The sequence below is a fragment of the Pseudovibrio denitrificans JCM 12308 genome (genome assembly GCF_001310815.1).
GTDB classification, from domain to species: Bacteria; Pseudomonadota; Alphaproteobacteria; order Rhizobiales; family Stappiaceae; genus Pseudovibrio; species Pseudovibrio denitrificans.
In genome coordinates this window covers 32,657-45,668 of sequence record NZ_BAZK01000012.1, presented here as the reverse complement: position 1 = coordinate 45,668, position 13,012 = coordinate 32,657, and the positions used below count along the sequence as shown (strand labels likewise).

Genomic DNA, 13,012 nt, shown 5'->3' with positions numbered 1-13,012 from the left:
CCCCAAGCTATTTGAGAGAGATACATTGCCCCAATCCATTGAAAATGTGCTGAAAATCCATCGCCCTACGGAGCTGACAAGTCCTCTGGTGGTGGACTCTCCTCATTCCGGAGAGATCTATCCAGCCGACTTCCGCCCATGCGTACCAGCCAGCCGCTATAAATGCGCAGAAGACAGATACGTCCACGAACTCTTCGAAAAAGCCGCTGAAACCGGTGGTGTCTACCTCGAGGCTCTGTTTCCACGCATCTACATCGACCCCAATCGCCGCGCAGACAACATCGATCCAGCCGTCATCAAAGGCTGGACCCGGGAGGCAAAGCCGGATTTCCGCAGTGATCTGGCAAAGGCCTCATCTGGACAGAAGCGCCTCCCAGCAGTGGCCCTCTTTACGACCGAGAGCTGACGGCAGCAGAGATCGAAAACCGCATAGACGCCTATTACACGCCCTACTACGACGCCCTAACCCGCCTCATGGAGCAAGCCCACGCCCGTTTTGGCGTGGCCTATCATCTGGATTGCCACAGCATGCAGGCAGTCTCAACGGTGATGCATGAAACCGGAGCAGGTGAGAAGCGACCTGACATAAACTTAGGCGACAGAGAAGGTGTAACCTGCGATCCTGAGTACATCAACACGGCGAAAGATATTCTGGTCGAACTCGGTTATGAAGTGAAGATCAACGAACCCTACAAAGGCGCTGAACTGGTCATCCACACAGGCCGCCCACAACAGGGCTGGCACTCCCTCCAGATCGAAGTCAGCCGCGGCCTCTACATGAGTGAAGTGACGCTCGAAAAGTACCCGAACTTCGACAGTCTCCAGCGTGATCTAGGCACCTTCGTGAATCGCCTCTCCGACTACACAAAACAAAAAATCACCGAACCCGCCTAACCACTCAAAGGCTGATCAGCTCTGGTTTGGCTCTCAAATGGAGGCTCTGCACCTCCTCAGCTTGAGGTGCAGAGGCACAAACCTCACCTCAAAATTGTGCATCTGTGCGGCGCTCTTTATCTCCGAGCTCTACGTGATATTACAGATAAAATTCCTCATTCATTTCAATAAGTAACGCGCACTACGCATCAAGATAAAATCATTCTCAATGCATAGTTATCTCTAATAATAGATGAGCAGTATTCTTCTAATAAATTATCGACGATTAGATAAGAAATATATTTCACTGCTGGAAATATGTTGACCCTCTTGATTGTCTTCGCCATTTTTTCTTCACGAACTGATTTTTGTTCGCGTTCCGCTGGAGGAACTGGTCCTGATTATTCTGGTCTGGTGCGGAATACTAATCATTTAGATGGCTATGCATTTAGCTTTCTACCTTTTGGGAGGGGAATATGAAAAAGTTTATTGCCGGACTTGGTCTGGCTGCTGTTCTTGGGGCAACAGCACCAGCAACCGCAGGACAGGACAATCCATTCCAGTGTGAAGAAGGCGAAACCTACGTCATGAACGTGATGGTTTCCGGTGTTGAGTACTGGTTCCCGGTCTATGAAATGTTCAAGCAGGCGGCACAGCAGATGGGCTGTAAAACCGTCTATACCGGCACACCGGAATATGACGTCAACAAACAGCTCGCCAGCTTTGAGCAAGCTCTGGCAAAGCAGCCAGCAGGCATTTTGCTGCACCCAATGAACTCTGACCCGTTCATTGAGCCAATCAACCGCGCAACGGAAATGGGAATTCCGGTTGTGACGTTTGCTGCGGACTCTCCAAACTCCAAGCGTGTTTCCTACATCACCTCAAACAACGTCAGCGAAGGCAAGTACGCTGCTGATGCAGTTGCTGAGGCAATGGGCGGAAAAGGCAAATACGCTGTTTTGGAAAACCCGGGCCAGGACAACCACGACATCCGCGTAAAAAGCTTCATCGCTCGCATGGACGAAAAGTGGCCTGACATGAAGCTCGCCTCTCGCGCCGCTTCCAATCAGGACCCAACCAAGGCCTACAACGCCGTGCAGTCCATGGCGCAGGCTCACCCTGACCTCGGTGCGATCTTCATGCCAGAAGCAAACTCTGCTCTGGGTGCTGCTCAGGCGGCTAAAGAGCTCGGCGGCAAGATCAAGATCATGCATGCTGACGTGAACGCGAAGATGCTGGACCTGATCAAAGCAGGTGAAGTGTTTGGGGCCGTGAACCCGAACCAGGGCGTTCAGGGCTACATGGGCTTCATGATGCTGTGGCTCGCAAACCATAGCGATCTCATCGATCCGATGAACGACTACAAGTCAGCAGGCTTCAACCAATGGGTGTGCCTTACCTCGACAACGGCTTCTCTATTGTGACAGCCGCCAACGCCGATGACTTCTACTGGGACAAGTACCTGAAGCGTCGCGGCACCAAAGGCATCAACGAGTAAGCCTGAAAGGAAGCCTCACGCTCATTGCGATACCGGAGTGTGAGGCTTCACACCAGTTCAACAACAGAGCTGGATCGGGGAGGGGAATATGAGCGAGCAGCCAATTCTGGAACTGCGCAACATCAGCAAATCATTCGGAGCGGTCAAAGCGTTGCAAGGCGTCTCGTTTGAACTGCGTAAGGGCGAAATCCATGCTCTTGCAGGTGAAAATGGAGCAGGCAAGTCCACCATGATGAACATCATTGATGGCATCCTGCAGCCCAGCGACGGCGAGATCATCCTGCGCGGCAAGAAAGTCACCATTGACGGCCCCGCTGATGCGCAAAAGCGCGGCATTGGGCTGGTTCATCAGGAAATAGCGCTGTGCCCGGATGTGTCTGTTGCCGAAAACATCTTCATGGCAGCCACAAACGCCCGCCGCTCGCTCTTTATGGATTATGCTGGTTTGAAGAAGAAAGCCGCCGAAATCCTCGCGCGCCTGTCTCCGATTGATCCAGCTGTAAACGTGGAGAAGATCTCCATCTCCAACCAACAGATCGTCGAGATTGCCAAGGCACTGACCCTGGACTGCGAAATCCTCATCCTCGACGAGCCGACTGCAGCACTGACGGAAACCGAAGCGGTCGCCCTCTTCAAAATCATGCAGAAGCTGAAAGAAGATGGCATCAGCATCATCTACATCAGCCACCGCATGGCAGAAATCTTCGAGCAGTGTGATCGGGTCACCGTCTTGCGCGATGGCAAGTACATCTGCACCGATAATGTGGCTGATATCACCCCGGATGACCTGATCGGCAAACTGGTCGGACGCGATTTAGGTGATCTCTACCCACCCAAGGCCGAAAACATCGATGCCTCTGCAACGCCTTTGCTACGGGTGAAAGACCTCACGGACCCGGAACGCTTCCGAAACATCAGTTTTGACCTGCGCCCCGGTGAAATCCTTGGTGTCGGCGGCCTGATCGGTTCTGGCAGAAGCGAAATCCTGCAAGGCATCTGCGGCCTCTATCATCACGACTCTGGAGTGGTGGAGCTGGGCGGTGAAACCTTCCGTATCAATCCTATCAGGAGAGTATCAAAAAAGGCATCGTCTACCTTTCTGAAGACCGCAAAGGTGAGGGGGTCTTCCTCGATCTTTCGATCGCACAGAACGTTTCGGCTCTGGACGTAGATCAGGTCTCAACTGCAACAGGCGTTTTGGACCGTAAGGCAGAATTGGAGCAGGCGAAGACACTAGGTGAACGCCTCAACCTTAAACATGGCGGATTGGACCTGCCAGTCTCCTCCCTCAGCGGCGGAAACCAGCAGAAAGTGGCTATTGCCAAGATGCTCTCGGTAAACCCGAAAATCATCCTCATGGACGAACCCACACGCGGCATTGATGTGGGCGCAAAAGTAGAGATCCACGCCCTGCTCCGCAGACTGGCAGAGGAAGGCATCGGCCTCGTGGTCGTCTCCTCCGAACTTCCCGAGCTGATTGGCCTGTGTGACCGCATTCTCGTGATCTGCGAAGCGAGCTCAGTGGTGAAGTTGGGCCAGATGAAATGACCGAAGAACGCATCATGGAACTGGCGTCTGGCCTGCACGCCAGCAAAACCGCCGCCTGATCCCCATTCGCCAGTTAATTGAAAGATTTAAGTATGACAGAGACAGCAACAACAGCAGGTGAGCAGCAGGTACTCAAAAGCCCAGCGCTCCGGCTCGGACACTTCAAGAATATGCGTGAAGCGGGTCTTCTCGCCATCATCATCACCCTTTGTATCGTGATGAGCTTCGCCTCGCCCTACTTCCTCACCTGGGCCAACATCAAAGCCATGCTGCTCTCCTTCTCCGTAGAAGGCATTGTCGTGGTTGGCATGACAATCCTGCTCATCGTAGGCGGCATCGACCTTTCTGTCGGTTCGGTCGTCTGCTTTGCAATGGTTGTTGGCGGCAAGCTGTTTCTGATGGGTATGGATCCATGGCTGGCAAGCGGTGTTGCCGTTGTCCTCTGCGCAGGCATCGGCATGCTCATGGGCCTTTGTGTCACCAAAATAGGTCTTCACCACTTCATAGCCTCGCTGGCCTTCATGGTAATCGTGCGTGGCATCTGTCTGGTCATCACCCAGGGCACCCCGCTGTCACTCTACACGCTCCCGGCAGAGTTCAAGTTCCTCGGGCAGGGCACAGTTTCAGGCATCCCGGTGGTGATCCTCATCTTCTTCGCCATCGTGCTGGCTTTCGATATCCTGCTCCGCAAGGCAACCCTGTTCCGCAAGGTGTTCTACACCGGCTCCAATGAGAAAGCCGCCGCTTACTCCGGTATCCGTACGGACAAGGTGAAGTTCTGGGTCACCGTCCTGTGTGCCACGCTCGCGGGCGTTGCCGGTGTCATCTACATGGCGCGTTTTGGAGCTGCGACACCAAACTTCGGCGTCGGCATGGAGCTCAACATCATTGCAGCAGCCGTTATTGGTGGTGCCAGCCTTAATGGTGGCTCAGGCACCATCCTCGGCGCAATCCTTGGCGTGGTTCTGCTCTCCGTGGTCTCAAGCTCCCTCATCTTGCTGGACGTATCTGTCTATTGGCAGGACTTGATCCGTGGCTGCATTCTGCTGGTGGCAGTCGCGCTCGATCATATCCTTCACAAGAAGCGCGCGTGAGGTAGCTATGCTGACAAAGATAGATCAGAGCGAACTGGACGCCACACGGCAAATCTACAAAGTCCTCGTCATGCACTTTATCGAGGGCAAGAGTCAGGCCGAGATTGCCAAGCTCATTGGCGTCTCTCACCCCAAAGTCAACCGCATGATCAAACAGGGCCGCACAATGGGCATGGTGGATATCCAAATCCAGTCCCCCTTCCGCTCCCTGTTCGATCTGGAGCACGAAATTGCGGGCCTCGGTGGGCTGGACAGCGCCGTTGTCGCAGCAACAATCTCAGAGCAGGACGACGTCAACCTCGCATCCGTTGCCGAAGCCGCTGCCAAGCTGTTCCTCTCAAAACTCAAGGATGGCGACATCGTCACGGTCTCTGGCGGCAAAAGCATGTCAGCCTTTGTCGCTGCGTTGAAGCCCGAGAAGACCTACAATGTGGTCGTGGTCCCAGCCACCGGCTGCTTGCAGGGCAATCACTTTATCGATGTGAACCACGTCACCGCCCAAATGGCAGAGGCGCTGGGCGGGCGTAGCTACCAGCTGCATGCTCCAATCTTCGCCGAAAGCACGCAGCAGCGCGATATGCTTAAGGAAATGCGTCAAAACGAGTTCGTTCTGGAAATGGCGCGTAGAGCAACAATCGCAGTCGTTGGCATCGGCTCAATTCTGACCAAAGACTCCAGCTACTACAGCCTGCACCCAACCAGTCAGGCAGATCGCAAAGCCATTTTGCAAAGCGGTGCCACTGGCGAGTTACTCGCTCACCTTATTGAAGAAGGCGGTCAGGCCTGTGGCTATGCCCTGAATGACCAGCTGGTGAGCCTGACACTGGATGAACTCAGAAAAATACCTTTCACCATTGGCGTTGCAGCAGGAAAGCAAAAGGTGCTGCCGATCCGCACAATCTTGAAAGGCGACTACATCAACGCTCTGGTGACAGACGAAAACACCTGTCGCACAGTTTTGCAGACAATGAACGAGGCCGAGAAATGACCACTTTAGCAACAAAGAGCAAAATGGAACTGCGCGCGATGGGCAAGTCCGGCATCGATGCCTCCGTCATCGGCCTTGGCACCTGGGCCATGGGCGGTTGGATGTGGGGCGGCGGCGATGACAAAGCCTCCATCGATGCAGTGCGCGCCTCACTGGACGCAGGCGTCAGCCTGATTGATACCGCGCCGGCTTACGGTCTGGGTCGCTCAGAAAAGCTCGTCGGCGAAGCCATCAAAGGCCGCCGGGATGAAGTGGTGCTGGCAACCAAATGCGGCCTCGTCTGGCATACAGACAAAGGCACTCATTTCTTTGATGAGGAAGGCAAGCCCGTTTACCGTTATCTGGGCAAGGATTCCATCATCTACGAAGCAGAACAAAGCCTGCGCCGTTTACAGACAGACTATATCGACCTGTTCATCACCCACTGGCAGGACAGCACAACGCCAATTGCCGAGACGATGGACGCTCTGCTCACCCTCAAACAGCAAGGCAAGATCCGTGCAATCGGTATTTCCAATGCATCGCCTGAGGATTTGCAGGAGTATGTTGCCGCCGGGCAGCTGGATGCCATTCAGGAATGCTATTCCATGCTCGACAGAGGCATAGAGCAAACCCTGCTGCCGCTCTGCAAACAGCATGACGTGGCAACACTCAGCTACTCCTCACTCGCACTCGGCTTACTCTCAGGCAAAGTCGGACCGGACCGCGTGTTCGAAGGCGATGACCAACGCCTCCAGAACCCGCGCTTCAGCGTTGAGAACCGCATCAAAATACAGAACTTCACCAAAGAGATTGAGCCAGTCGCGAAAGCCCATGACATCTCAATCGCACAGACTGTGATTGCATGGACACTTGCCCAACCGGGCATCACCTACGCTCTATGCGGCGCGCGCAATGTGAAGCAGGCAACCGAGAACGCCCATGCTGGGACTTTGCAGCTGGCAGGAGATGAAATTGCCATGATTTCTCAGGCAATCGATCGCCATCTCTCCGGGTTTGACGACAACTAAAACCCGCTCGGATTTCAAGGAATAACAGCGACCTCGGGGCAGTGAGGTCAGGCTGGACCGTCGACGAGATGGTCCGGCAACGGGAGTGCTTTGGCTATGGCCCATAATTTGCGGCATATGGAACGGGACGATATCTGGGGGCGTTTAAAACAAAACACCACGCCAGATGTGCTTGTAATTGGCGCAGGCATCAATGGCATTAGCGTGTTTCGCGAACTCGGGCTGGCCGGTGCAAACGTCATCCTTGTTGATGCGGCAGACTATTGCAGCGGCGCCAGTGCTGCCCTTTCCCGCATGGTTCATGGTGGCCTGCGATATCTGGAAAATGGTGAGTTCCGTCTGGTGCAGGAATCCCTCATGGAGCGCAATGCGTTGCTCGCCAACGCTCCGCACTACGTGAAGCCCTTGCCGACATCGATCCCGATTTCCAGCTACCTCGACGGCATCATCGGCAGCACCCTGCGCTTTTTCCGCCTGAGCCAGTCTCAACCGCGCCGTGGTGCCCTGATGATCAAGGCTGGTTTGACGTTCTATGATCTTTTCACCCGCAAGAACAAAGTCATGCCCAGCCACCAGTTCTTCGGCAAAGCGGCTACCAGGCAGAAGTTCCCGCAATACCGTCCGGAAACCCTCTGCAGCGCAACCTATTACGATGCTTCGGTCACCCAGCCAGAGCGACTTGGCTTTGAAATCATTGAACAAACCCTTGCCAAAAACCCAGCAACACTGGCCCTCAATTACATCCGCGCAACAGGCAGAGGCGACGGTGAGGTCATCCTCAACGATGAACTGAGTGGCCAGCAAGTTATCGTGAAGCCCAAAACAATCATCAACGCCACAGGCGCCTGGATCGATTTCACCAATGATGCCCTCACAGATAAGGCATCGTCACTCTGGAAACGCCTGATTGGCGGTACCAAAGGCTCGCACCTCATGATCGACAATGAGGAACTGCGCAAAGCCATTGGCGATCATATGGTCTACTTTGAAAACGAAGAAGGCCGCGTCTGTATTCTCTTTACTTATCAGGGCCTTGTTCTTGTCGGGTCTACAGATATCCGCGTTGAGAACCCAACCGGTATGATCTGCACGCAGGAAGAGCAGGACTACATCCTCAAATCGCTGGAAGGCATCTTCCCAAACATCAAGATAGCCCCCGAGCAAATCTGCTTCACCTTCGCAGGTGTCCGCCCTCTGCCCCACAGCAACTCTGCAATCAACGGCCAGATCTCCCGGGATCACTCCTGCGTTGACCTTGGCCCACTGGCCGGAGGTTCAGCCCCGGTGCGCTGCATGGTCGGCGGCAAATGGACAACCTTCCGCGCATTCGGTGAGCAAGTGGCAGATGCAGTGCTGAAAGACCTCGGCATGAAACGCACCCACTCCACGCTGGAGGCTCGCATTGGTGGCGGTGCCGCCTATCCGCAAACAGAAGCGCAGAGACAGCGCTGGTATCAGGCTGTTATGTCCGAAACAGGCGCCTCGCAGCAGCGTCTCGAAACCTTGCTGGAGCGGTACGGCACCAAAGCCCGCGACGTTGCCCTTGCCTGCGCCAACCAGCCAGACCAGCCGCTGGCAGATGCCGAAACTTACACTCACGCGGAGATCGCGCATCTCATCAATGCCGAACACGTCGCCAACATGCTCGATCTGATCCTGCGTAGAACCACCCTCGCCATCTCAGGCACGCTCACCACCAACACGCTGGAAGACATCTCCCGGATCTTCGCCAGTCAGCGTGGATGGGATGAGAACTTGCGGCAAGACCACACCACCGAAACTCGAAATTACCTCAGTGCCTATCATGGCATGAAGCAACTCATTGAAGATCATATTGAAATGGAGACTTCCAATGTATCTTAGCAAAAAAGTGCGAATGAACCGCCTGTTCTCCGGCGGCAAATGTCTGGACGTCGCCATTGACCACGGTGTCTGTAACGAACCAACCTTCATGGATGGCTTGGAAGACATGGGCGGCGTTGTAAAAGCGCTGGTGGATGCTGGCCCGGACGCCATCCAGATGAACTATGGCCAGTCTGACCTGCTGCAAACAATCGACGGCAAGAACAAGCCAGCATTGGTGATGCGCGTCGATATGGGCAACCCTTACAATGCAGAACGCCACCGCCACATGTGGGCGCTGATGCAGAACGAGGAAGAACCAATCCTCACAGCCCTGCGCATGGATGCTGCCTGTGTGGTCGTGAACCTGTTCATGCTGCCGGATGAGCCGGACCTGTTTAAACAATGCGTCCAAAACATCTCCCGCCTCACCAACGCCTGCGAAAAGTATGGCATGCCGCTGATGATCGAACCGCTCGTCATGCAGCCAAACAGCGAGCGCGGCGGCTATCTGGTGGACGGCAATGCCGATAAGATCGTCACGCTGGTCCGTCTGGCGCGTGAGATGGGCGCAGATATCGTCAAAGCCGATCCAACCGATGATCCTGATGACTTCTACCGCGTGGTGGAAGCGGCCCGCTGCCCAGTTCTGGTGCGTGGCGGTGGCAAGGAAGACCTGCTGAAAGTCTTTGAAAAATCGTCCCGTTTGATGCGTCAAGGGGCGCACGGCATGGTGTACGGTCGTAATATTTATCAGCATGACAATCCACGCGGCGTGGTTCAGGCTCTCATGGCGATGATCCATCAGGATGTCGATGCAGCAGAAGCCTGGGCGATCTATCAGTCAGCCTTCGAAGCTGCATAATTGGGAATTGGGGGGAACCATGGGCTCTTATCTACTCGGGCTTGATGCCGGTAACACGGTTATTAAGGCAGTCCTGTTTGATTTATCGGGCAGGATTGTATCCATGGCCGGGCGGGATGGCGTATCCTCTAGCCCAGCGCCCGGTCATGTTCTCCGAGATCTGGGAGAGCTCTGGTCCAACGCTGCCTCAGTCATCTCTAAGGTGATCGCCGAGGCAGGCATTTCCGCCAGTGAGATCATCGGCGTCGGCTGTGCAGGCCACGGCAATGGCCTCTATCTGCTGGATAAACAAGAACAGCCACTGCTGGCCGTCCAGTCTCTGGACACCCGCGCCATTGAAACGGTGGAGCGCTATACGGCAGAAGGCAAAGACGATCCGCTCTACGACATCTGCCTGCAAAAGCCGTGGGTTTCTCAAACTCCAACCCTGCTGCGCTGGGTAAAGGATCATGACCCTGAAACCTACGCCCAAATCGGAACGGTGTTTCTCTGCAAGGACTTCATCCTCCACCAGCTCACCGGCAAGCGTGTCAGCGATATCTCCGACATGAGCGGCTGCGGCCTGCTCAACATGAAAACCAATGCCTATGATGCCGAGCTGATGAACCTCTACGGGCTAAGCGAAGCCAGGGAGTATCTGCCAGAGCTACTGGCACCGGAAGAATGCGCAGGCAAAGTCTCAGCCCAAGCCGCGAAAGCAACCGGCCTTGCAGAGGGCACTTCCGTTGTCGCTGGCCTATTCGACGTCATCGCCAGCGCGCTGGGCTCTGGCGTGGTCAAGCAAGGCGAAGCCTCCATCGTCGCTGGCACCTGGAGCATCAACCAGATCATCACCGAAAAGCCGTTGCATGACCCGTGTGTTTTCATGGCCTCCAGCTTTGGACCAAACAAGGTCATGGAGATCGAAGCCAGTGCCACCTCCGCTGCTAATCTGGAGTGGTATGTCCGCGAGTTCATTGAGCACGTAAATCCGGCTCTGGAAGGCGCAGAGGCCTTTGCGCTGTGCAACGAGATGGTTCAGAGCGTGACGCCATCTGATGACCTGCCGTTCGTTTTACCGTTCCTTTATGGCTCTGGTCCGGAACCGAGAGCCCGTGCTAGCTTCATTGGTGTTGCTGGCTGGCATTCCCACGCTGATATGCTCTACGCGCTTTATGAAGGTGTCGTCTTTGAACATCGCCGCCATATCGAACAGCTCAAAGCAGCAGGTGCAAGCTTTGAAAACGCAGTTCTTTCCGGAGGCGGTTCCAGAAGTCAGATCTGGCCACAGATCTTCGCTGATACGCTCAACATCCCGCTGTCCATCTCCGAATGTCAGGAAACCGGCGCGCTGGGCGCAGCTATTGCAGCAGGTGTTGGGGCAGGGGTGTTCTATGAGTTTGAGGCTGGTGTCGAGGCCATGACCCGCCAAACCCGCCATTACACACCACGAGAAGAACTTCGCGACCTCATGGATCGTCGCTACGCTAAGTTCTGCAAGTTAAGCCAGCGCTTTAGCCTGCCATTGGAAGAAGAGGAGCTGGCGTGATGCCCATCCGTCCGTCTCTTGGAACCTACGATTACATCGTCATTGGTGCAGGTTCAGCCGGTTGCGTGCTGGCCAACCGCCTCAGTGCCAACCCGGCCAACAAGGTGTTGCTGTTGGAGGCAGGAGGCTCAGACCTCTATCACTGGATCCACATACCGGTTGGCTACCTCTATTGCATCGGCAATCCAAGAACAGACTGGTGCTTCAGCACCGCCGCAGAAAAGGGCCTCAACGGCAGATCTCTCGCCTACCCACGTGGCAAAGTCCTAGGCGGCTGTTCATCCATCAATGGCATGATCTATATGCGCGGCCAGTCGGCGGATTATGACCACTGGGCTCAGCTCGGCAATGCCGGCTGGGGCTGGGATGATGTGCTTCCGTACTTCAAAAAATCAGAGGACCACGCCTTCCGCAACAACGCTCTGCACCATCAGGGTGGTGAACTGCGGGTCGAAAAACAACGCCTGAACTGGGACATCCTCAATGCCGTGCAAGACGCAGCGGCGGAACTCGGAATCCCCGCTGCGGATGATCTCAATGACGGCAAAAATGAAGGAACGTCCTACTTTGAGGTCAACCAGAAAAGTGGCCTCCGCTGGAGTGCCGCCCGCGCTTTCCTCAGCCCAGTCAAAAAACGCAGCAACCTCACCATCGTCACCCACGCGCAAGCCGAAAAACTGTTGCTGGAAGGAACGCGTGTTACTGGGCTGAACCTGACCGTCAAAGGTAAGCCGATGACGGTTCAGGCAGGCAAAGAGGTCATCCTCTCAGCAGGTGCCATCGGCTCTCCGCAATTGCTCCAGCTTTCAGGCATCGGCCCGGCTGACCTGCTCAAATCCCATGGCATAGAGGTACTGCACGAGCTGCAAGGTGTCGGCGCAAACCTGCAAGACCATCTGCAACTGCGCACAATCTTCAAGATACAGGGCGCGAAAACCCTCAACGAGATGCAACGCACGTTCTGGGGCAAGGCCAAAATCGCGGCCGAGTATGCGCTTACACGCTCCGGCCCAATGGCCATGGCTCCAAGCCAGCTCGGCATCTTCACCAAGTCCTCAGAGCGCTACGCAACGCCAAACATCGAGTACCACGTCCAGCCACTCAGCCTCGAAAAGTTTGGAGATCCCCTGCATCCATTCCCGGCCATCACAGTGTCAGTCTGCAACCTCCGCCCGGAAAGCCGCGGAACAGTCTCCATCCAATCCGCAGACTATCGCGATGCCCCCGTTATCGCACCAAACTACCTGAGCGCACAGGAAGACAAACAAGTCGCCATAGATTCAATCCGCCACGCCAGAAAACTCATGGCCACCAAAACTATGCAGCACTACAAAGCCACCGAAATCAAACCCGGTCTGGCCTATGAAAGTGATGAGGAACTGATTGAAGCTGCAGGCGATGTCGGCACAACCATCTTCCACCCCGTCGGCACCGCTAAAATGGGCTCAGACGAAAATGCGGTGGTTAGCTCAGACCTAAAAGTCCACGGCCTCCAAGGCCTCCGCATAGCCGACGCCTCCATCATGCCAACCCTTCCCTCCGGCAACACCCACGCCCCAGTCGTCATGATAGCCGAAAAAGCCACAGACATGATTTTGGCGGATTGAGGCTCAAGGAGTTTTGAGAAGATATCTTAGGAGATAAATGGCGCACCCGAGAGGATTCGAACCTCTGGCCTCTGCCTTCGGAGGGCAGCGCTCTATCCAACTGAGCTACGGGTGCCTGTATCGGGCGTGAGGCCCTTGAGGTGCTGTAGTCTTTACCCG

At 55.2% G+C, this 13,012-nt stretch carries 9 protein-coding genes, 1 tRNA gene and 2 pseudogenes; 11 read left to right on the top strand and 1 reads right to left on the bottom strand.

The annotated features are described in order from the left end of the window. Nucleotides 1-25 precede the first annotated feature (25 nt). The 11 genes and pseudogenes from JCM12308_RS30200 (at nucleotide 26) to JCM12308_RS16800 (ending at nucleotide 12,853) form a co-directional block, all read left to right on the top strand. Entirely contained in the window at nucleotides 26-406 is a 381-nt protein-coding gene (locus tag JCM12308_RS30200) for an N-formylglutamate amidohydrolase (RefSeq protein WP_208978660.1), read from the top strand. Beyond that, nucleotides 355-894: an N-formylglutamate amidohydrolase gene (locus tag JCM12308_RS30195; protein ID WP_208978677.1), complete on the top strand. Its 540-nt coding sequence runs from the start codon at nucleotides 355-357 to the stop codon at nucleotides 892-894. The genes JCM12308_RS30200 and JCM12308_RS30195 overlap by 52 nt, the downstream gene beginning before the upstream one ends. A 455-nt stretch (nucleotides 895-1,349) precedes the next feature. After that, nucleotides 1,350-2,371, top strand: a pseudogene (locus JCM12308_RS16840) (substrate-binding domain-containing protein). An 88-nt stretch (nucleotides 2,372-2,459) separates the two neighbouring features. Beyond that, a pseudogene (locus JCM12308_RS16835) lies at nucleotides 2,460-3,978 on the top strand (sugar ABC transporter ATP-binding protein). 33 nt (nucleotides 3,979-4,011) lie between these two features. Continuing rightward, nucleotides 4,012-5,013, top strand: a complete 1,002-nt coding sequence (locus tag JCM12308_RS16830; RefSeq protein ID WP_014283372.1) for an ABC transporter permease — start codon at nucleotides 4,012-4,014, stop codon at nucleotides 5,011-5,013. Nucleotides 5,014-5,020: 7 nt separating this feature from the next. Further along, on the top strand, nucleotides 5,021-6,001 hold the full coding sequence (locus tag JCM12308_RS16825; protein WP_054784520.1) for a sugar-binding transcriptional regulator: 981 nt from the start codon (nucleotides 5,021-5,023) through the stop codon (nucleotides 5,999-6,001). Further along, nucleotides 5,998-7,011: an aldo/keto reductase gene (locus JCM12308_RS16820; protein ID WP_054784519.1), complete on the top strand. Its 1,014-nt coding sequence runs from the start codon at nucleotides 5,998-6,000 to the stop codon at nucleotides 7,009-7,011. The genes JCM12308_RS16825 and JCM12308_RS16820 overlap by 4 nt, the downstream gene beginning before the upstream one ends. A 96-nt stretch (nucleotides 7,012-7,107) precedes the next feature. Then, complete coding sequence (locus JCM12308_RS16815; protein ID WP_054784518.1) at nucleotides 7,108-8,874, top strand: glycerol-3-phosphate dehydrogenase/oxidase; 1,767 nt, start codon at nucleotides 7,108-7,110, stop codon at nucleotides 8,872-8,874. Next, nucleotides 8,864-9,718, top strand: coding sequence for a class I fructose-bisphosphate aldolase (locus tag JCM12308_RS16810; RefSeq protein ID WP_128647430.1), 855 nt, complete (start codon nucleotides 8,864-8,866; stop codon nucleotides 9,716-9,718). Before JCM12308_RS16815 ends, JCM12308_RS16810 begins: the two co-directional genes overlap by 11 nt. 19 nt (nucleotides 9,719-9,737) lie before the next feature. After that, complete coding sequence (locus tag JCM12308_RS16805) at nucleotides 9,738-11,246, top strand: FGGY-family carbohydrate kinase (protein ID WP_083416835.1); 1,509 nt, start codon at nucleotides 9,738-9,740, stop codon at nucleotides 11,244-11,246. Further along, nucleotides 11,246-12,853: a GMC family oxidoreductase gene (locus tag JCM12308_RS16800; RefSeq protein WP_054784517.1), complete on the top strand. Its 1,608-nt coding sequence runs from the start codon at nucleotides 11,246-11,248 to the stop codon at nucleotides 12,851-12,853. The genes JCM12308_RS16805 and JCM12308_RS16800 overlap by 1 nt, the downstream gene beginning before the upstream one ends. A 38-nt stretch (nucleotides 12,854-12,891) precedes the next feature. Here the strand turns inward: JCM12308_RS16800 and JCM12308_RS16795 are convergent. Continuing rightward, nucleotides 12,892-12,968, bottom strand: a tRNA-Arg gene (locus tag JCM12308_RS16795). Nucleotides 12,969-13,012 lie beyond the last annotated feature (44 nt).